19 protein-coding genes are annotated in these 19,053 nt (G+C 55.7%); 8 read left to right on the plus strand and 11 right to left on the minus strand.

Features of this window, described 5'->3' with window-relative positions:
• Positions 1–287 precede the first annotated feature (287 nt).
• The 6 genes from QZ862_RS09710 to QZ862_RS09735 all read right to left on the minus strand — a co-directional run bounded on the left by QZ862_RS09710 (position 288) and on the right by QZ862_RS09735 (position 7,005).
• Positions 288–2,237, minus strand: coding sequence for an acyltransferase family protein (locus QZ862_RS09710; RefSeq protein WP_296099422.1), 1,950 nt, complete (start codon positions 2,235–2,237; stop codon positions 288–290).
• 421 nt (positions 2,238–2,658) lie between these two features.
• The gene (locus QZ862_RS09715; protein WP_296099425.1) at positions 2,659–3,711 is read right to left on the minus strand and encodes a glycosyltransferase family 10; all 1,053 of its coding nucleotides are present in this window, start codon (positions 3,709–3,711) and stop codon (positions 2,659–2,661) included.
• Positions 3,712–3,946: 235 nt separating this feature from the next.
• Positions 3,947–4,684: a YrbL family protein gene (locus QZ862_RS09720; protein WP_296099428.1), complete on the minus strand. Its 738-nt coding sequence runs from the start codon at positions 4,682–4,684 to the stop codon at positions 3,947–3,949.
• Between the two features lie 173 nt (positions 4,685–4,857).
• A complete protein-coding gene (locus QZ862_RS09725) occupies positions 4,858–5,811 on the minus strand; it encodes an acetyl-CoA carboxylase carboxyltransferase subunit alpha (protein WP_296099431.1) in 954 nt (317 codons plus the stop codon).
• 63 nt (positions 5,812–5,874) lie between these two features.
• A complete protein-coding gene (gene xerD / locus QZ862_RS09730; protein ID WP_296099433.1) occupies positions 5,875–6,837 on the minus strand; it encodes a site-specific tyrosine recombinase XerD in 963 nt (320 codons plus the stop codon).
• Between the two features lie 15 nt (positions 6,838–6,852).
• Complete coding sequence (locus tag QZ862_RS09735) at positions 6,853–7,005, minus strand: hypothetical protein (protein WP_296037598.1); 153 nt, start codon at positions 7,003–7,005, stop codon at positions 6,853–6,855.
• A 287-nt stretch (positions 7,006–7,292) separates the two neighbouring features.
• On the opposite strand from QZ862_RS09735, the gene QZ862_RS09740 reads away from it, so the two are divergent.
• Entirely contained in the window at positions 7,293–7,874 is a 582-nt protein-coding gene (locus QZ862_RS09740; protein WP_296037600.1) for a shikimate kinase, read from the plus strand.
• A 4-nt stretch (positions 7,875–7,878) separates the two neighbouring features.
• Positions 7,879–9,009 carry a 3-dehydroquinate synthase gene (gene aroB / locus QZ862_RS09745; RefSeq protein WP_296099435.1) on the plus strand — a complete coding sequence of 377 codons (1,131 nt, stop codon included), beginning with the start codon at positions 7,879–7,881 and terminating at the stop codon, positions 9,007–9,009.
• A gap of 30 nt (positions 9,010–9,039) precedes the next feature.
• On the opposite strand, the gene QZ862_RS09750 is transcribed toward aroB, so the two are convergent.
• Entirely contained in the window at positions 9,040–9,321 is a 282-nt protein-coding gene (locus tag QZ862_RS09750; protein WP_296037604.1) for a BolA family protein, read from the minus strand.
• Between the two features lie 111 nt (positions 9,322–9,432).
• Between QZ862_RS09750 and QZ862_RS09755 the strand changes: the two genes are divergently transcribed.
• The 4 genes from QZ862_RS09755 (at position 9,433) to QZ862_RS09770 (ending at position 14,207) form a co-directional block, all read left to right on the plus strand.
• Positions 9,433–10,059: a J domain-containing protein gene (locus QZ862_RS09755; protein WP_296099438.1), complete on the plus strand. Its 627-nt coding sequence runs from the start codon at positions 9,433–9,435 to the stop codon at positions 10,057–10,059.
• A 63-nt stretch (positions 10,060–10,122) separates the two neighbouring features.
• Positions 10,123–11,112: a cobaltochelatase subunit CobS gene (gene cobS, locus QZ862_RS09760; RefSeq protein ID WP_296099443.1), complete on the plus strand. Its 990-nt coding sequence runs from the start codon at positions 10,123–10,125 to the stop codon at positions 11,110–11,112.
• Between the two features lie 157 nt (positions 11,113–11,269).
• Positions 11,270–13,177: a cobaltochelatase subunit CobT gene (gene cobT / locus QZ862_RS09765; protein ID WP_296099446.1), complete on the plus strand. Its 1,908-nt coding sequence runs from the start codon at positions 11,270–11,272 to the stop codon at positions 13,175–13,177.
• 58 nt (positions 13,178–13,235) lie between these two features.
• Positions 13,236–14,207 (plus strand): esterase-like activity of phytase family protein, encoded by a 972-nt coding sequence (locus QZ862_RS09770; RefSeq protein ID WP_296099882.1) that lies wholly within the window; start codon positions 13,236–13,238, stop codon positions 14,205–14,207.
• Between the two features lie 3 nt (positions 14,208–14,210).
• On the opposite strand, the gene QZ862_RS09775 is transcribed toward QZ862_RS09770, so the two are convergent.
• The 4 genes from QZ862_RS09775 to ftsE all read right to left on the minus strand — a co-directional run bounded on the left by QZ862_RS09775 (position 14,211) and on the right by ftsE (position 17,541).
• Positions 14,211–14,999: a 1-acyl-sn-glycerol-3-phosphate acyltransferase gene (locus tag QZ862_RS09775; protein WP_296099449.1), complete on the minus strand. Its 789-nt coding sequence runs from the start codon at positions 14,997–14,999 to the stop codon at positions 14,211–14,213.
• Between the two features lie 137 nt (positions 15,000–15,136).
• The gene (locus tag QZ862_RS09780; RefSeq protein WP_296018041.1) at positions 15,137–15,790 is read right to left on the minus strand and encodes a YdcF family protein; all 654 of its coding nucleotides are present in this window, start codon (positions 15,788–15,790) and stop codon (positions 15,137–15,139) included.
• 97 nt (positions 15,791–15,887) lie between these two features.
• Positions 15,888–16,889, minus strand: a complete 1,002-nt coding sequence (locus tag QZ862_RS09785; RefSeq protein WP_296018042.1) for an ABC transporter permease — start codon at positions 16,887–16,889, stop codon at positions 15,888–15,890.
• On the minus strand, positions 16,882–17,541 hold the full coding sequence (gene ftsE, locus QZ862_RS09790; protein ID WP_296018044.1) for a cell division ATP-binding protein FtsE: 660 nt from the start codon (positions 17,539–17,541) through the stop codon (positions 16,882–16,884). The genes QZ862_RS09785 and ftsE overlap by 8 nt, the downstream gene beginning before the upstream one ends.
• Positions 17,542–17,739: 198 nt before the next feature.
• On the opposite strand from ftsE, the gene QZ862_RS09795 reads away from it, so the two are divergent.
• Both QZ862_RS09795 and hpt read left to right on the plus strand, forming a co-directional pair.
• Positions 17,740–18,411 (plus strand): hypothetical protein, encoded by a 672-nt coding sequence (locus QZ862_RS09795; protein ID WP_296099884.1) that lies wholly within the window; start codon positions 17,740–17,742, stop codon positions 18,409–18,411.
• Between the two features lie 73 nt (positions 18,412–18,484).
• Positions 18,485–19,030: a hypoxanthine phosphoribosyltransferase gene (gene hpt, locus QZ862_RS09800; RefSeq protein ID WP_296099454.1), complete on the plus strand. Its 546-nt coding sequence runs from the start codon at positions 18,485–18,487 to the stop codon at positions 19,028–19,030.
• The last annotated feature ends 23 nt before the right edge of the window (positions 19,031–19,053 follow it).

A 19,053-nucleotide genomic window follows, 5' to 3' on the forward strand; every position in this document is an offset into this window, starting at 1 on the left:
TGTGAGCTGACGTCTTAGGTTTTCGGTCCACGCTGCCCAGTTGCGCGCGTTGGTTTAACGTTTGTTGCCCTCCCTACAGTCCGGCAGATTTACCCACCCGATAAGCAGAGAGCTCGAAATATATGGCAAAGTATGGAAACTACGGCCGAGGAGCTGAGCTCCGATGCTTTCCTCGACTTTCCTACTCCGCGCGACCGGTCAACATGCACCAAGTGTAAATTTCAAACCGCCGACTTTATCGTCTTCCCGGCCCGCTGACCACCCGGCCTTGAGACTTACGCCCACTGTCATTCTTCAAAAATTATATCGAGTTGGGGACCCAACGCGTTAGCAACAAGGCTGCGCGCCCCGACTTTTGACAAATGACCGTAATCGAAAGTAGTCAGTTCAAGTTGCCCGTCTTCATTCTCTACGTATCTTCGGCATCCAAACGGATTGCAGGAAGCATCGATTGCAGAAACATACTTAGCTCCGGAAGCGGAAACTGAACGGCGGTAATCCTCATCAAACTCGCGTAGTCCTTCCATTAGGCCACGATTAGAGTATTGGGCGAGGCTTGCTAAGTCTCTTGGAAAAACTCCTAGTTCTTGAGTTACAATATCAGGTAAAAACTTCTTCCAAACTGGGACTTGTCCCACGACGACGACATTTTGTCGCTTTGTGAGTTCAGCCAACGATTTAGAAAAGTCGCCAAAATAAGACGAGTAAGACCAACGCTCGTCTGTTGATGATTTCCCGCCGCGGCCGGACCACTCGTACATATATGCCGCCAACACAACGAGATCTGGCTTCCTGTTGTCTATCTCAGCGCGAACGGCTCGATTTATCTGCGCACATCGCTGTGTTGCTGTCTGAGATCTATTTTCGGGGAACTCCGTCACCACAGGCAAACAATATGCTGCTGTCATCCCCTTGAGTTCTACACCCTTGGAGGCCGCCCAGTCTTTCAAAGCTGGATATATCGCCGAAGCATGAGAGTCACCAATCAAAAGAACCTGACGCAATTTCGTATTTGTCGCTAGGTGGCATTTTTCAGCAAATTCGGATGCTTGCACCAGAAAGCACTCGTCTACCAACTGACTGTCGTTTGTATTTCGCGGCGTAATGGACGCTAGACGTTTGTCGTTTATTTGTTGAAGTGACGAAGAAGCAAACAAAAGTAAAACAACTACACTGAGCGCAAAGAGGAAGAATTTCCTTCTCCCGATTATGGTTTTACTTCTAAAGGGTGTCTCGATATAGCGCCAGGATATTAATGAGGCGCCTAACACCCCTACTAATACAAGCGCTTGTTGGATTGGCGTAGAGAATAATCCTGCCTCTTCCGCGATGACGAATGCTGGAAGATGCCACATGTATATACTGTAGCTTAGCAGGCCCGTAAAAACGGCTGCCCGGCAAGACATTATTTTTCCTATAAACGACTGACGATTTAGAGTGAGTATGAGTGTCGCCGCCGCCAGCGATGGAAGGACTGAGTTTAAGCCGGGGTAAGCTAGCCCTTCATGGTACAAAATGACGCAAAGAATAAGCGTTGCGAAACCGATCCATGAAGTCAGATCCCGCTGTTGATTGCTTAGCTTTCCTAAGAAAGATTCGCCTAGAATAGCAACGCTTGCTCCTAAAAGGATTTCCCATATCCGGGCCCAAAACATATAATATGAACCGCTGGGTGCTGCAACGGTAAGAGCGCCAGAAAGTATTAAAAACAGCAACGTGGCACCCGCTAAAGCGTGGCCGAGCTGCGGTCTCCATTTAGAGTACACAAAACAAAAAATTATCGGAAATACAATATAGTACTTCTCCTCGATCGATAAGCTCCAAGTGTGGAGCAGTGGTCGCGGATAATCTATCGCGTCGAAATAGCCACCGGTTTTGCGGAAATAAACCTCTGCCTTTAATTCGAGTACTTTAGTAATACTAATGGCAAACCGGGAATAATCTCCTGGCGTCAAGATAAAAAAAGCTATTGGGACGCACGTGGCAATCACGCATAGCAGAAGCGGAAGTATCCGGCGCGCGCGGCGTTCGTAGAAGTCCGAAAAACTGAAGCGACCATCGATTAGGTCGGCGTAAATTTTTGCCGTGATCAGATATCCGCTGATTACGAAAAAGACATCAACTCCTACGAAACCTCCAGAAAAGCCTGGCAATTTTGCATGGAAAAACAGCACCGGCAGAACCGCAAGAGCGCGCAGCCCATCTATTTCCGGACGATAGCCTCTCGACATCAGCATGGTCTTCAACAATCCAAATTAAGTTGCAAATCGCGATAACAATCGCTCTTCGACTAGGCAATCTCCGAATGCCGTAATCGTACCGAAACTTCCTTCAACCGCAGCTCCGCGCTCAGTGAACGACCAGCAAGAAGTTCCACGATGCGGTCACGAATCTCTCTATATGTAGTGGACGACGCCTACGTGCCCGCGCTAAGAGGAACGCCCAAGATCTCGCCTTTGGGAAGGCATTCTTGCTCTCTCAGATTGGACGAACTCAACAACTTGTTGAGGCTTCGCTATCCAAACTAGCGGAGCCGTTTTTAGACAACAAAAGCAGCAGCTGCGTTAATTTGGCGGAAGAAGCTTCTTAGCGTGGGACGTATTTGCCGGAATGGCCAGATCGAATTGGAAATGTTCTTTTTGCGGGTATTGACCAACATCAAAGGCGAAGTCCGCGCTTGAGAAGATTGAAAACCGAATTTGGTAAAAATTTCGAATATCCAGAGCTTCTTAAAAAAGCCTCTCCATGTAAGACGTATGTCCTCCATTCCGCTTCATCCATATTCTCTATAAATGCAAGCATGGCCGAATAAGATGAAAATTTTGTGCGATCAATGAAGCACTCGGGAGGAACTATCTCATTCACGTTAGGCGCACCCCAGTAAATTGGTACACAGCCGGCTCTGAAGGCATCAAATATTTTCTCAGTTATATATCCTGGAAAACCCCGTGCGTTTTCATAACAAAGATTGAACTTATACTTCGACATAATTAATTCTTTATTCGCAACGGGTCCCTTCCAACTTTTATATTGGTCTGACCAGCCGCGCCCATAGTGGTCAAAGTTTTCCAAGCAGGCGTTCTCAAAAAACTTAATAGCTTCTATCCTGGCTGAGTAGAGTTCATAAGGATGGCTGGATTTCTTGTTGGCTGAAAAATTGCAAAGTAGCTTTCGTTCATTGAAGGCCATGGTTGGCGATGGCGAATTTGACCAGACCGGTTGTGGAAATACAAACTCCTTATAAGGTGCTCCAATTCCAATAAGATTTTTATTCCATGTGAAGACCGCCGCAAATAGATTTTGCAGTTTCTCATTATAGTTGTATGGTAATACCACCTCTGGTTCGTAAAGAATTACCGCCATTTTTGCTGACAACCCCGCCCTACGGCATTGTTGGTAAAATGACGGCTGTCTGAAAAAGGCTTTGAAGCGTCTTTTGATGCGACGGTCGAAGCTCAAAGGTTTGAATTCGATAGGCATGTTTTGAAAGATGACGAAGCTAACGTCTTTCAAATCACCTTTGTAAGAGGCGGGAGTCGCGAGTTCAAATCCAATTTCTCTAAAACGCGTCTGCACAATGTGCCAAATACTGTCGTCTTGGAGCAAATCTGCGGGCGGCATAAACATGTCGTCCATATCACGTTGCTGGGGATCGTATATTATGTATCTCAGCGTCATCCAGTTTTCCGACTTCGTAATGGTGTGGGTCATGCGGAGGTGCGTCCACAGTAACCAGCGCCAAAGCTAATTCCGCTCTGTTTAGTCTCGCATATTCAACGGGAAGGCAGATTTGTCTAGAAAAATCCGATCAGTAGACTGTGCGCATTACGGAGCGTCGCCATCGACCATCTCAAGATCGAAGTTGGTGCAACGGGCACATCAAGCTGGACCATTTGGACCGCACTTCTAGATTAAGAACGCGGGGGCGCGACGATCGCTTTGGTTCTCATCCATCAATCAACTGGCCATCCGAGATATCGATGCCCAACACCGTACCTGCGAATACGAAGAGCAGAAGAACAGTCCGGTTGCTTAACGCTGACTTCATAAAGCGGTGCGCCACTTCCGCACGGATCGACTGGGCCAGCCGCTTCTTATAGCTCCTGTTCAGCCAGGAAAACCATGACCGGACGGGAAGGAAGGTCTTGTCTCCGATGCCGTCGATCAGGACGAGTGCACCGTTCTTCTCGTCAACGACGATATTCTTCAGGTGCACGTCCACGGCAACAATCTCGCTCTTGACCAGCCAGTCCAGGAATTCCGAAAGTGCAGCATCCGTCTGCTGGCTGTATTGCCCGCTCTCGATCGCATCCTGAAGGGTCATCGCGAGAGCACCGTTCCTCCGGCGCACAGCCTTCACGAGAATTCCCGTGCCCCTGTCGGTGGAAACGACGCCTGCAAAATGCTGGAGATGGCGAGCGGTTCTAGGGCCTTCTTGTGCGACCCGCTCATACTCTCTCAATTCGCGCCGCAGTGGCACGATGGCCTTATAAAAACGCCGCACTAGATACAGCAGCCGGATGTTCTGGAAGTAGCGGCGTGGCGGTATCTTTGTCTGCACCTTCACGAGCATGTTGGTACCGGGAAGAGCGTAGACCTCACGCGACATGCCGGACGCCAGCGGCTTTTCCAGAAGTCTTAACGGGAATCGGGAATCATCCCTTACCGACGCCGATACCGACATCACTGTCTCCTGCTGTCACAAATATGAGATACTCCTCATATTGCATATTATTGCGAGACAAAAGCGTCGTTTGCGAGAAGGCGGGCCTATCGCTCGGCAGTGTGAACCACAGATAAGCAAAAGGCGCACCGCGAGCGGCGCGCCTTTGTAAACAGAAAACAGGGTCGAGCGAATTACAGGCTGCGGCCGATATCCAGGAACTTCTGGCGGCGTTCGGCGCGTAACTGACTTCCGGATTGCGCCGTGAGTTCTTTCAATGCGGAATCGATCGTCTTGCCGGTTGCAGCAATGACACCCGCCGGATCGCGATGCGCGCCACCGATCGGCTCTTTGATGATGCCGTCAATAACCCCGAGCGCCTTCAGATCATCGGAGGTGATTTTCATGTTGGTTGCGGCTTCCTTGGCGCGAGTCGAGTCGCGCCAAAGAATGGAAGCTGCCCCCTCGGGCGAAATCACGGAGTAGATTGCGTGTTCAAGCATGTAGACGCGGTTGCCCGTCGCGATCGCGATGGCGCCGCCGGAGCCGCCTTCGCCGATGACGACGGACACGATCGGCACCTTGACGTTCAGGCACATTTCTGTCGACCGGGCGATGGCTTCCGCCTGGCCGCGTTCTTCGGCACCGACCCCCGGGTAGGCACCGGCGGTATCGATGAGTGTCACGACGGGTAGAGAGAAGCGGTCGGCCAGTTCCAGAACGCGGATTGCCTTGCGGTATCCTTCCGGACGCGGGCTACCGAAATTGTGCTTGAGCCGCGACTTCGTATCGTTGCCCTTTTCCTGGCCGATGATGGCGACTGGCTGACCTTTGAAACGGCCAAGGCCTGCCTGGATGGCGGCATCTTCGGCAAATTTGCGGTCGCCGGCCAACGGCGTGAAGTCGGTGAAGAGCGCGCTCGCATAGTCGATAAAGTGAGGTCGCTGCGGGTGGCGGGCAACTTGCGTCTTCTGCCATGCGTTGAGCTTGGAATAGATATCCTGCATCGCGTCATTGACACGGGATTCCAGGCGCGAAATTTCCTCGGACGTATCTATGCTCTCATCTTCGGTGGCCAGTTTCTTCAGTTCGAGAATCTTGCCTTCCAGGTCCGAAATGGGTTTTTCGAAGTCGAGATAGCTGAGCATGAGATCCGTTTCCGATCGTTTTGCGCAAGGTTTGACCGGGGTCTCCCGGCGGTTCCGGTCGCTCTAATCAAGGTTTTTGCCCTGTTTGGCAAGAGGGTGGTGCGTTTGTACCAGCTCTTGAAGGCGTTCTTCCAGCACATGCGTGTATATTTGTGTCGTGGAAATGTCCGAATGACCAAGCAGTTCCTGCACGGCGCGCAGATCCGCCCCATTCTGCAAAAGATGGCTGGCAAAGGCGTGCCGTAACACGTGCGGCGAGACCGCCGATGGCGTCAACCCGGCGCGGATGGCGATATCTTTCAAATCGCGGGCGAACACCTGACGCGGCAGATGCCCCTCCTTGCTGACGGAGGGAAACAACCAGGGACTTTCTCCCTGCGACTGGTTCTTTGGTGCAAGCACCTTGCGGCCCGCGTCATATTTTTCCATCGCGTCGATGGCTGCACGCGACAGCAGGACGACGCGATCCTTGTTGCCCTTGCCGCGGATCATCAGAAACCGGCCTTCGTGGCGCAATACTTTGGCGGGAAGAGAGACAAGCTCGCTCACCCGCATGCCTGTGGCATAGAGCAGTTCCAGCAAAAGATGCATGCGGATGCGTGACAGTTGCCCCGGCCCTTCCTGTTCTGCCTCCTCAGCTGCCTGCGCCAGTAGCGCAGTCACGTTGGCGACGCTCATGGTCTTGGGGAGAGCGCGGCCTTTGCGCGGCGCATCGAGTATTCCCGTCGGATCGTCGCTCCGAACACCTTCCGAATAGAGAAATCTGTAGAATTGGCGAAGCGAGGACAGGCGTCTTGCTTGCGACGACGCGGCAAAACCCTGGGTGGCGAGATGGGCAAGGTAGGCGGAAAGGTCCCCCGTCGTAGCCTCAGTCAAAGATGCCTGGCGGGAAGAGAGAAACTCCATCACATCGACAAGATCGCGCTCATAGGCAGCAAGCGTGTTGGTTGCAGCACCCCGCTCGGCGCTCATCATCTCCAGAAAGCCTTCAAGCCTTGCATGATCCTGGCGAGACATTCCAGCCATCGGGCTACCAGCTCCTCAAGGGGTTGGAGGATTCAAGCGTTCGGATGGAATGCGCACGGTTACTTCCCGCTCACGCGGCTTCACCAGCGTGACGAGCGACACCATGCTTCCGTAAACGATGCCTGCGATGGCCGCCAGGATGAAGATGAAACGGAAAAGGGTGGGCATTGTCACTCCGCTGCGCTTGGTCAGCCTTGCCTCTTAAAACATCTTGGCAAGGACATGGCGTCGCTGGCCTTGCGCATGACGACCGACGTCATCCGGTCAGGCGATTTCTCTGGCCTAAAACGCGCCGTCATCTTTCAGGTTCGCGCTTTAGGCTTTAGGTTCTTGTTTCATCGCATGTCGTTATCGCAAAACCGCTGCACACTTTTGCGCGACATGCTTATAAGGCGCGATTTGGCTTGACGCTTGGTAAACATTTGAAGATACCGAAGCCAAATGGGCCATCATACATGAGCGAAATCAACTTATCCGTTCCCCAGAGCTTAGGCGAGAAAGCACGTGCCGCACTCGGCAGGCGCAATCTCGTCTTTGTCGGGCTGATGGGTGCGGGCAAATCCGCCATCGGCAGGTCGGCGGCACAGCAGATGAGGGTCCCTTTCGTCGATACCGACGATGAGATCGAGCGTGTGTCGCGCATGACGATTTCGGAGCTTTTCGCCACTTACGGTGAGGACGAATTTCGCGCGTTGGAAACGCGGGTCATCAAGCGGCTTTTGCGCGGCGGTCCGAAGGTCGTTTCCACCGGCGGCGGAGCCTTCATCAACGATAATACCCGCAGACATATCAAGCGTGGCGGCGTCTCTCTCTGGCTGAAGGCCGATCTCGAAATTCTGTGGGAGCGCGTCAACAAGCGCGATCATCGTCCACTGCTGAAAACCGAGAACCCGAAGGCGACGCTCGCAGCGCTGATGGAGAAGCGGTATCCGATTTATCGCGAAGCCGATATCACCATCGAATCGCGGGATGTTCGCAAGGACATCATCACGACGGAAGTTCTTGAAGCCATCGCCAGCCTTACCAGGAAAGCCTGATTCCATGCCCTCTGCCATCCAGACCGACGAGCGCCTTGTTCATGTTCCGCTGGGTGAACGCGCCTATGATATTCTTATCGGGCCAGGCCTGATTGGCCGTGCCGGAGGGGAAATTTCCTCACGGCTGAAGGGTAAGCGGGCCGCCATCATTACTGATGAGCATGTGGCCCCACTCTATCTCGAAACCCTGATGGACGGCCTGCAGACGGATGGTATCGAGGCCGTATCGCTGACGCTACCCGCAGGCGAGAAGACCAAGAGCTTCGAGCACCTGGTAACCGTGTGCGATGCGATCCTCGCCGCGCGGATCGAGCGAAACGACGCAGTCATAGCGCTCGGCGGCGGCGTCATCGGCGACCTGGCTGGCTTCGCCGCCGGCATTGTGCGCCGCGGTGTACGCTTCGTGCAGATTCCGACCTCGCTTCTGGCGCAGGTCGATTCCTCCGTTGGCGGCAAGACCGGCATCAACAGCCGCCATGGCAAGAACCTCGTGGGAGTCTTCCACCAGCCGGATCTGGTTCTGGCCGATACTGCAGTACTTGATACGCTGAGCCCACGCGAATTCCGGGCAGGCTATGCAGAAGTGGTCAAATATGGCCTGATCGACAAGCCTGAATTTTTCGCTTGGCTGGAGAAGAACTGGGCAGAGATCGAGACAGGCGGACCCGCCCGCATCCAAGCGATCGCCACGAGCTGCCAGGCGAAATCCGACGTGGTGGTGGCGGATGAGAAGGAAAACGGCGTTCGCGCCCTTTTGAACCTCGGCCACACCTTCGGCCACGCTTTGGAAGCGGCAACGGAATATAACAGCGAGCGCCTGGTCCACGGCGAAGGCGTTGCCATCGGCATGGTGCTGGCACACCAGTTCTCGTCTCGCATGAATCTCGCAAGCCCGGATGATGCAAACCGCGTCGAAGCCCATCTGAAGGCAGTCGGTCTGCCCACATCGATGAAGGATATTCCCGGCCAGCTTCCGCCGGTCGAAACGCTGATGGCGGCGATCGCTCAGGACAAGAAGGTCAAGGGCGGCAAGCTCACCTTCATCCTTACCCGCGGCATCGGCCGTTCTTTTGTGGCGGATGATGTGGCTGCGTCCGAGGTTCAGAGCTTCCTGTCGGAAAAGCATCCCGGCTGACGCCGCAGCGGCGATAGACGCGTTATCCGATCAGAACCGCGTCGGCTCGCCCGGCGCTGCGGCTTCGATGGCAAGTGCGTGCAGGCCGGCATCCAGTTCGGGCTTCAGAAGGCCATTAATTGCACGGTGGCGGTCCACGCGAGACTTGCCGGAAAACTGCTCGGACACTATCTGAATACGCATGTGCGTCTCGCCTGTTCCGGTCATATCCGGCTGGTGCCCGGCATGCATGTGACTTTCATCAATGACATTCAGGCGGTCCGGCGAAAATGCGTCTCGCAGCTTGTTTTCCATGCTTTGGCGCAAGGACATAGCATCCATCTCCTGATTGTCGCGTTGTTGAAGGGGCTCCCTAAAAGCCTGTAACATTCCGCTTTGTCAATTCTTGTTGTGTGCGCTTTTGCGCACCATAATCAGGATATCATGAAACTGGATTCGAAATATTTCGACCGCATCCGTACGCGTCGCAAAAGAGAGCAACCGCCGGAGGCTCAGGCCCCCGTGTGTCAGTGGGACGGATGCGACAAGCCTGGCAATCACCGCGCACCCGTCGGTCGCAATGCCGAAGGTCAATTCTTCATGTTCTGCTTTGAACATGTGAAAGATTACAACAAGGGCTACAACTACTTCTCCGGCCTGTCCGACAGCGAGATTGCCCGCTATCAGAAGGAAGCGATCACCGGCCACCGCCCGACATGGACGGTCGGGGTGAACAAGACCGCACGAGACAGCCCGCTTCACTCCACCCTGCGCTCAGGTGCGGCAAACGCGCGCATCCGGGATCCTTTCGGCTTCGCCAACGGTTTTGGCGAGGGCAAGGCAGGTGGGCAACGCGTCCAGCCAGACAGAAAGCTGAAAACGCTCGAGGCGAAGGCATTCGATACGCTGGGACTTGAGGCTGGCGCAAAGCAGGATGACATAAAACGGCGTTATAAGGAGCTTGTCAAAAAGCACCATCCTGATGCTAATGGTGGCGATCGCGGTTCGGAAGAGCGTTTTCGGGCTGTCATTCAAGCCTACCAATTGTTAAAGCAATCGGGTTTCTGCTAAGCCCTTTTGGTAATTGCCTTATGAAGATGTGGCCGGGTGGTTGCTACCCGCCTTGGAGACGTGATGAGCAAAATTGACCTTGATATTACCAACCTTCCGGATACGACTGTTTCTGTCCGTGAGGTCTTCGGTATCGATACGGATCTGCGGGTCCCGGCTTACAGCCAGGGTGACGCCTATGTGCCCGATCTAGATCCCGACTATCTTTTCGACCGCGATACGACGCTGGCGATCCTTGCAGGCTTTGCTCATAACCGACGTGTCATGGTGTCTGGCTTCCACGGCACGGGTAAATCCACCCATATCGAACAGGTCGCTGCGCGCCTCAATTGGCCCTGCGTGCGCGTCAACCTCGACAGCCATGTCAGCCGTATCGATCTCGTCGGTAAGGACGCCATCGTCTTGAAGGATGGCAAGCAGGTCACCGAATTCAAGGACGGCATTCTGCCCTGGGCCTACCAGCACAATGTCGCGCTCGTCTTCGACGAATACGATGCCGGGCGCCCGGACGTCATGTTCGTGATCCAGCGCGTTCTGGAATCATCCGGCCGCCTGACGCTGCTCGACCAGAGCCGTGTCATCCGCCCTCACCCGGCATTCCGCATTTTCGCAACCGCCAATACGGTTGGCCTCGGCGATACGACTGGCCTTTACCATGGCACGCAGCAGATCAACCAGGCGCAGATGGACCGCTGGTCTATCGTCACCACGCTGAACTACCTGCCGCATGAGCAGGAAGTGAACATCATCGTCGCAAAGGTAAAGAGCCTAGACAACGAGAAGGGCCGCGAAACCGCATCGAAGATGGTGCGCGTTGCCGATCTCACGCGCTCGGCCTTCATCAATGGCGATCTCTCCACCGTCATGAGCCCGCGTACCGTCATCACCTGGGCAGAAAACGCAGAAATTTTCGGCGATCTCGCTTTCGCTTTCCGCGTCACCTTCCTCAACAAGTGCGATGAGTTGGAGCGGACGCTGGTGGCAGAACAGTACCAGCGCGCCTTCGGTGTCGAGCTCAAGGAAAGTGCTGCGAACATCGTTCTCAGCGCCTGATCCTTCCAGCGAGAGCCGGGAAGATCGCTGGAGCGGCCTTACGCGAAACCACGCTCGGCTTTGCGTTTGAAGTTGCTCTCAATGCATGAAGACGAAGACGCTTCCGCGCGCAAGGCATAATGCCTGCGCGGAGCGTTCAGAATCGACAGGAAAGACCATGGCAGCGCGCGGCGACAATTCGAGACCCAAATCCGGCACGGTGATCGACACTGAACCGTTGCGTCAGGCCATTACTGGCTGCGTGCGCTCAGTGGCGGGCAGCTCTGAAGTCGAAGTGGTCTTCGCCAATGAGCGCCCGGGTCTTGCTGGCGAGCGGATGCGTCTGCCTGAAATCTCCAAGAAGCCGACGGCGCAGGAAGTGGCGATCACCCGCGGGCTTGGTGATTCCATGGCGCTTCGCCTTGCGTGCCACGATAGCGATGTGCATGCGACGATGTCGCCGCAGGGCGCCGATGCACGGCAGATATTCGATGCCGTGGAACAGGCACGTGTCGAGTCCATTGGCGCGCTGCGCATGCCCGGCATGGCGAACAATATCCGTGCGATGAACACGGAGAAATATGCCAAGGCCAACTTCGGCACCATCAACAGCCAGGAAGACGCGCCGATCGCCGAGGCTGTGGCCCTTCTGGTGCGCGAGAAGCTGACGGGCGAGAAGCCACCGGAAAGTGCTGGCAAAATTCTCGATGTCTGGCGTTCCTTTATCGAAGACAAGGCGTCCGGCGATCTGAAAGATCTTTCCTCCGTCATTGAGGATCAGAAAGCCTTTTCCAAGCTTGTGCGCAAAATGCTGACATCCATGCAGATGGCAGAGGATTTCGGCGACGAGAATGACGAGCCGGAATCGCAAGAGGCCGAATCCGACGAGGACCAGCCGCGCAGCAACGAGCAGCAGGAAGAGCAGGTCGAGGAAGAGGCCGGCTCCGATGCAGCCCCTGCCGAAGAGAGCGAAGCCTCTCAGGAGCAGATGGAAGACGGCGAGATGGATGGCGCAGAGATGTCGGAGGACGAAATGTCCGACGATCTCGACGATGAGTCAGAAACGCCCGGAGAGACCCGCCGTCCCAATAGCCCGTTTGACGATTTCAACGAGAAGGTGGACTACCGCATCTTCACCCAGGAATTCGACGAGGAAATCCACGCCGAAGAGCTTTGCGACGAAGCGGAGCTCGATCGCTTGCGCGCCTTCCTCGACAAGCAGCTGGCGCATCTTCAAGGAGCGGTCGGGCGCTTGGCGAACCGTCTGCAACGCCGCCTGATGGCGCAGCAGAATCGCTCCTGGGATTTCGATCTGGAAGAGGGATACCTCGATCCGGCTCGGCTCGTACGTCTCATCATCGACCCGATGCAGCCGCTTTCCTTCAAGAAGGAACGCGATACGAAATTCCGCGACACGGTCGTTTCGCTCGTCATCGACAATTCCGGCTCGATGCGAGGACGCCCGATCACAGTCGCCGCAACGTGTGCCGATATTCTGGCGCGCACTCTGGAGCGTTCGGGCGTGAAAGTCGAAATCCTCGGCTTCACCACCAAGGCTTGGAAGGGCGGACAGTCGCGCGAGCAGTGGCTGGCTAATGGTAAGCCACCGTCGCCCGGCCGCCTCAACGACCTGCGACACATCATCTATAAGAGCGCCGATGCGCCCTGGCGCCGTGCGCGAAACAATCTCGGCCTGATGATGCGGGAAGGCTTGCTCAAGGAAAACATCGATGGCGAAGCGTTGATGTGGGCGCATAACCGGTTGATCAACAGGCCGGAGCAACGCAAGATCATGATGATGATCTCCGATGGTGCGCCGGTGGACGACTCGACCCTTTCTGTCAATCCGGGCAACTATCTCGAGCGGCACCTGCGCGCCGTGATCGAACAGATCGAAACGCGTTCCCCGGTCGAGCTTCTCGCCATCGGCATCGGCCACGACGTCACGCGCTACTATCGTCGCGCCGTCACCATTGTGGACGCGGATGAATTGGCTGGCGCCATGACCGAGCAACTGGCGGCTCTTTTCGAAGATAAAAGCGCAAGCTCGGCCAAGTCCTCCGGCAGGATGCGCCGTGCGGGATAAGACACGTCTTGGCGGGGGCGTTCGCCCCCGTCGATCTTCGAGGTCGATCCTTGCAGCAATCGGCTTCACACTCGTCGGTCTGACCCCGGCTACAATTGGTGCTTCCGCACCCGATCTACCTGTCACAGCCACACCGATCCGGGATTTCCTTCTTGGATCGACTGAAAAGCGCTTCGGTAAACTGGAAATTCTCGGCGGCATGACACTTCGATCATCCGATTCCCAGTTCGGTGCGATTTCGAGCATCCGCTTCCGGCCCGATCAGCGCAGTTTCGTCGCGGTTTTGGACACCGGCCACTGGATGACCGGAGAAATCCAGCGCGATGTCGCAACAGGCGCCCTTTCCGGCGTCACGCATCTTCGCATCGACCCGATGCTGAACGAGAGCGGCAACACGGCTCGTAAAAAAGTGGACATGGATGCCGAGGGATTGGCGCTTCGCGGCGACCGGCTCTATGTCAGCTACGAACAATTCCACCGGATTGGCATTTATCCGGATCACGATCTGGCCGAGGCGAAGCCGCGGGGTCGGCTCCCCCACCTCATTCCGAACAGCGAGCTTCGTCGCAATGGCGGACTGGAGACGCTTGTCGCCTCGCCGGAAAACTCACCCCTGAAAGGGGCCCTGGTTGCCGTGGCGGAAGACAGCCTGAATCAAGATGGTGATCTCTTCGCTGCTATTCTGGAAGGACCGTTGAAGGGCCTTTTTTCCGTAAAGCGGCATGGGTCTTTTGCCGTGACCGACGGAGCCTTCTTACCCAATGGCGATTTGCTTCTATTGGAGCGACGCTTCAATCTGAGCGAAGGGATCGGTATGCGCATCCGCCGCATCGCTGGCCAGGATATTCGTCCAGGCGCCGTCGTCGATGGCGAAACGTTGATCGAAGCCGGACCATCCTATCAGATCGACAACATGGAGGGCATGGATGTATTGGTCCAGCAAGATGGATCGACGCACATCATCGTCGTGTCCGATGACAATCGCTCTTTCCTCCAGCGCAACCTGATGCTGGAATTCAAGCTGGACTGATTTTCAGCCCCGGGAAAAACCGAGCTCGGCCAGCCGCTTTTGCGCCGTCGGCGGCATGGGTAGGTCTGGATTGCTGCGCGCCGTCTCGATCAACAACTCGTCGCTTGCCCTCTCCGTGACCTCGATCAACGTCTGGAAAAAGGTATCGGGATCGAGACCAGGCTGGATCGGGGGCAAGATGCGCACCTTGAAATGGCCGGGATAGCGCATGGTGGAGCGGCGCGGCCAGAAGAGGCCTGGATGCATTGCAACGGGCACGACAGGCACTTTAAGATCGCGGTAGAGACGTGCAATACCATAACGATATTCCGGTTCTGCACCGGGAGGACGCCTCGTGCCCTCGGGATAGATGATAAGCTCACGGCCCTTGGCCATCTCCTCCTTGGCACGGTCCATGACCTTCAGCATCGCCTTGCCGCGCGCTGCACGGTTGACGGGTATCATGCGCTGCTTGGCGACATACCAGCCGAACAGAGGAATCCACATCAGTTCGCGTTTGAGAATATAGACCGGGTCTTTCAGATGCGGCAGCAGTGCATAGGTGTCCCAGAAAGACTGGTGCTTCGGTGCGAAGATGCAGCCGGTTTGGGGAATGTTTTCAAGGCCATCCACTTCGAATGTCGTTCCGACGATCGTCTTCATCAGCCAGTGGTTGGACCGTGCCCAGTTCTTCGGAATCTCATAGGCGAGCTTGCGCGGTACGATAAAATAGATCGGCGTCAGTACGATCATCCGCACGATCAAATTGAGATAAAAAAGCGTATTGAACAGAACCGAACGTAGTCTGAGCATGAACCTGGCGTCTCCGGGCGCTCGGGCCGAAGACGGGTGCTCTTCACGCCAGCGCAGATGGGCAACGCCTACACGAAATTCGTGCTGCGCAGCAAGAGCTATCCGCCGCAACGCCTGAAACATAGTCCATCAGGCCCTCAATCGCGAAGCCCGTTGCCCTTGCCGATGCCGGTCAGGTCGCGAAGGGCGGCGACGACGAATTTCGCATATTCATACATCATGGTCCGTAAAACATCCGGATTGGCGAACCAGTTTGTGCGGCTCAAATCCGAGTTGATGACCGGATAGGCGATGAATTCGGTATCGGGACTGGCGCTTCTCAATTCATGCAGGCTGCGATGCATGTGATAATTATTGGTGACGACGACGATGGAAGTATAGCCCTTATCGCGTATCCACCCGGCGGCCTCATTGGCATTGCCGATGGTGTCGATCGCCTTGTAGCCCATATCGACACAGCAGGCGAAGAGATCGGGAGAACTTTGCGTCATCTTCCTGATCTGCGCGCGCGTCGTCGAAGGGTTGACACCGGAAATGAGGAGCCGCTTGCCTACCTTGTCGCGCAGCAGACCGACCGCCTGATCGATACGCTGATATCCACCGGTGAGCACGATGATCGCATCGGCCCTTGCGCCTTCCGGCGGACGCATGGTCGCAACGGAATCGGCAAACCAGAGAAAGCCGCCGAACACGGCCCCCGCAGTCACGACAAAAACAAGTATGGCGATACGCACGAAGCGGCGCAGGCGACCGCGCCGCGAAAACAGACGGTTTCGCGGCGAATCATCCATATGATCGTGCCGGTCTATGCGACTCATTTCCATGGGTTACCATATGCACGGACTATGGCAAGGAACAGGCGGTTGTAGCCCGCCTCACCATCAGCGCCTATAAGCCCTCGCTCTTCGACGGGTCTGAGCGGATGCGGTCTATTTCGTCAATCGTGCGGATGACTGTCATCCGCGCCGTTACAGTCGTCAGCAGAGAAATGATGATCATGGTGGCAAGGATACCGAGATAACCTTCGAAGCCGACGGAAAAGGTGCCGAACAAGGCCGTTGCCTGATCGCTTTGCGGCGTGGCAAGCGAACGCGATTGCCAGAAGCCTGCAGCAAGAAACACCAGCGCGGCCACCGCGCTGCCAGCACCCGATCCTTTAAGACTGATCTTGAGAAAATGTTTCTGAAATTCGCGCGCTACGAAGCCGCTCTCCGCGCCGACGAAATGTAGTACTTCAACGATATGCCGATTGCCGGACAGTGCGCCACGTGTGGCGAAGATCACCGTCAGCACCATGGCGGTAAAGACGAGCACCAGCACACCTACCCCGATCATTACGGTGGTATGGGCCATGGAGACCAGACGATCCACCCAGGTGCGGTGGTCGTCCAGAAAGGCTTGCGGGATCTCGGTTTTCAGCATTGCCCGCATGGCTTCGAAATCCGGCGGATTGTTTTCATCGATGGTGATGATGACAAGACGCGGCACCGGTAATTCGGAAAGATCGAGCCCCGAACCAAGCCATGGCTCCAAAAGCCGGCTTGTCGCGGCATCGTCCATGATCGTGCCTTCGCGCGTGCCGACGAAACCCAGCGCAAGATTACGAGCCTTGTTAAGCGCCGCGTTCATATCGAGCCCCTCTTCAGGCTTGATTTGAATGGTGATCTCACGCGAGATCTGGCTCTGCCAGCTACCCGCGGTGGCGCGTACCATGCTCACGGCACCAAGCGTCAGACAGGCGAGGAATGCCATGATGGCGATGACGACGATCAGCGCATTGCCTTGAATGTTGGACTGCGGAAGAATTGGCGCCATAGGGCGGATGCGCATCTGCGGCGCGCTTTGCGGCGGCGCTTTCGGATTCGGCGTCTTACGGGTCATCTCATTCATAGATGTCGAGCCGCCCTTCGGTCAAAATCATCCGGCGAGCATCGACCTGATCCATCAAAGCGAAATCATGCGTTGCGATGACGACTGCAGTCCCCAGCCTATTGAGTTCGAGAAAGAGGTTGAGGAGCCGCTTGGCCATCGGCGGATCGACGTTACCTGTCGGCTCATCGGCAAGGAGAATTTCCGGCTGGTCCATCAACGCGCGGGCAATGGCCGCACGCTGCTTCTCACCACCGGAGAGAATGGCGGGAAGAACGTTGACGCGCTCTCCAAGCCCAACCCACTTCAACAACTCGATCACATCATTGCGATAGGCGCTCTCATCCTTGCCGCGAACCCGTAAGGGCAACGCAACATTCTCATAGGTCGTGAGGTGGTCGAGAAGACGGAAATCCTGAAAAACGATACCGACACGCCGGCGCAGCATGGGAAGTTCGCTACGCGGTATGCGCGAAATATCCCGGTTGAACATGCGGATGTGACCCCGCGTCGGCTGCAGCGACATCAGCAACAAACGCAGCAGCGTCGTCTTGCCCGCACCCGATGGGCCGGTCAGAAACTGGAAAGAACCTTTGGGAATATCGAAGGTCATGTCCCTTAGAATTTCAGGTCCCATGCCATAACGCAGCCCGACATTTTCGAAATGGATCAACGTTTTTCCAGTCTCTTTCTCTTCCGACCCGGCACCGGCTCCGCCGCTTCTTAGCGCCAACTGCAAACAGCCGGAAGCCCGGCACGATGCAAGCAATCTTTGCGAAGCGTTAACCAATTAAATTTACGACTGGACAAGATTCCTTTCAATGCCTGGTAACACCCGGGCTGAAAACCTGACCAAGGGAACTCCATGGCTATGTTCCGTCCATTCCGCAACCACACGGCACATGATTACGACCTTTTGATGCCGGACATGCCCGCCCCTCGCCCGAAGACCGGCAGGAGAGTGCAGCATGAGACGATCGATGCCGAGTTTGTGACGGTAAAGGAAACGCTTTACCGTGACTATGGAAACGATAATCGCCGCGCCGTTTATCAACAAGGCAAGGTAAAGCCGGTCGGCGCGGTCGACACGTTTCAAGCGATGATCGCATGGGTCGACCGCAAGCTTTCCTCACTTTCCGTCGATGGATACTCGGCGGTGGTCGCCGCCGCAGCGGTCGGCATGTTCATACTGTCCGGCGGCTTTTCGGTTGTTCCTACGCAGCATCAAGCCATCGCCGCCTTGCCGGAACCGCTGGCCATCAGCCACGTCAGCATCACGCCACAAGACGCTGGCGGCATGGAAGTGCTTGTCATCAACGGCATCGTCGAAAACAGCACGGCCGACATTCAGGAAATTCCTGCCATCCGCGCCGATCTCTTCGCGGCAAAAGGTGAGAAGGTTGCCAGCATGTTGATCGAGCCTCCCGTGAAAGAAGTTGGCCCCCGCCTCAGCCACGGCTTTTCGGCAAAACTGCGCTATCCCGGTGGAAAAACGCCCGAAATCAAGCTTTCCTTCGTCGAAACGGATGCGTCCGCGCGCTGACTGTGCTACCGCACGCGCTTCATTCCACCCGCCGGCAAACTGTCGCTGGCTGCGAAGCAATGCAGGAGAAGATATGCCCGTCGTTCGTGGAAAAAACATCGAGCCGCTTTACACCGCCGACCAGATCGCCGAGCGTAACCGGGATATGGCAAAGCATATTGCTCAGGGACCAACGAAGGACCTGCTGGTGATCGCGGTGCTGAAGGGCTCCTTCATTTTCGCCGCCGACTTGATCCGCGCACTGCACGACAGCGGCCTTGCCCCGGAAGTCGAGTTCATCACACTGTCCAGCTACGGCACCGGCACGGTTTCGCAGGGCGTAAAGATCGTCAAGGATATCGACAGCGACGTGAAGGATCGCGACGTTCTTCTGATCGACGATATTCTCGAATCCGGCCGCACACTCCGCTTTGCCAAAGAACTGCTTTACGAGCGTGGCGCTCACAACGTGTCCATCGCAGTGCTGCTGGACAAGAAGGTCAAGCGGAAGGAAGATCTGGAGGCAGATTTCGTCGGCTTCGAATGCCCCGATTACTTCGTCGTCGGCTACGGAATGGATGTGGCTTACGCGTTCCGCGAACTGCCTTTCGTCGGCGTCGTCACTGGCGACGCGGAATAACGCTTTCTCTGTTCAGGGGACAG

The sequence above is a fragment of the uncultured Agrobacterium sp. genome (assembly GCA_913777615.1).
In the GTDB taxonomy this organism is placed as follows: domain Bacteria; phylum Pseudomonadota; class Alphaproteobacteria; order Rhizobiales; family Rhizobiaceae; genus Agrobacterium.

Excerpts from the sequence above, each read along its gene's own strand:
- QZ862_RS09710 (WP_296099422.1), bottom strand. The coding sequence starts at position 2,237 with ATGCTGATGTCGAGAGGCTATCGTCCGGAAATAGATGGGCTGCGCGCT.
- QZ862_RS09715 (WP_296099425.1), bottom strand. The coding sequence starts at position 3,711 with ATGACCCACACCATTACGAAGTCGGAAAACTGGATGACGCTGAGATAC.
- QZ862_RS09720 (WP_296099428.1), bottom strand. The coding sequence starts at position 4,684 with ATGTCGGTATCGGCGTCGGTAAGGGATGATTCCCGATTCCCGTTAAGA.
- QZ862_RS09725 (WP_296099431.1), bottom strand. The coding sequence starts at position 5,811 with ATGCTCAGCTATCTCGACTTCGAAAAACCCATTTCGGACCTGGAAGGC.
- xerD (WP_296099433.1), bottom strand. The coding sequence starts at position 6,837 with ATGGCTGGAATGTCTCGCCAGGATCATGCAAGGCTTGAAGGCTTTCTG.
- QZ862_RS09735 (WP_296037598.1), bottom strand. The coding sequence starts at position 7,005 with ATGCCCACCCTTTTCCGTTTCATCTTCATCCTGGCGGCCATCGCAGGC.
- QZ862_RS09740 (WP_296037600.1), top strand. The coding sequence starts at position 7,293 with ATGAGCGAAATCAACTTATCCGTTCCCCAGAGCTTAGGCGAGAAAGCA.
- aroB (WP_296099435.1), top strand. The coding sequence starts at position 7,879 with ATGCCCTCTGCCATCCAGACCGACGAGCGCCTTGTTCATGTTCCGCTG.
- QZ862_RS09750 (WP_296037604.1), bottom strand. The coding sequence starts at position 9,321 with ATGTCCTTGCGCCAAAGCATGGAAAACAAGCTGCGAGACGCATTTTCG.
- QZ862_RS09755 (WP_296099438.1), top strand. The coding sequence starts at position 9,433 with ATGAAACTGGATTCGAAATATTTCGACCGCATCCGTACGCGTCGCAAA.
- cobS (WP_296099443.1), top strand. The coding sequence starts at position 10,123 with ATGAGCAAAATTGACCTTGATATTACCAACCTTCCGGATACGACTGTT.
- cobT (WP_296099446.1), top strand. The coding sequence starts at position 11,270 with ATGGCAGCGCGCGGCGACAATTCGAGACCCAAATCCGGCACGGTGATC.
- QZ862_RS09775 (WP_296099449.1), bottom strand. The coding sequence starts at position 14,999 with ATGCTCAGACTACGTTCGGTTCTGTTCAATACGCTTTTTTATCTCAAT.
- QZ862_RS09780 (WP_296018041.1), bottom strand. The coding sequence starts at position 15,790 with ATGGATGATTCGCCGCGAAACCGTCTGTTTTCGCGGCGCGGTCGCCTG.
- QZ862_RS09785 (WP_296018042.1), bottom strand. The coding sequence starts at position 16,889 with ATGAATGAGATGACCCGTAAGACGCCGAATCCGAAAGCGCCGCCGCAA.
- QZ862_RS09795 (WP_296099884.1), top strand. The coding sequence starts at position 17,740 with ATGTTCCGTCCATTCCGCAACCACACGGCACATGATTACGACCTTTTG.
- hpt (WP_296099454.1), top strand. The coding sequence starts at position 18,485 with ATGCCCGTCGTTCGTGGAAAAAACATCGAGCCGCTTTACACCGCCGAC.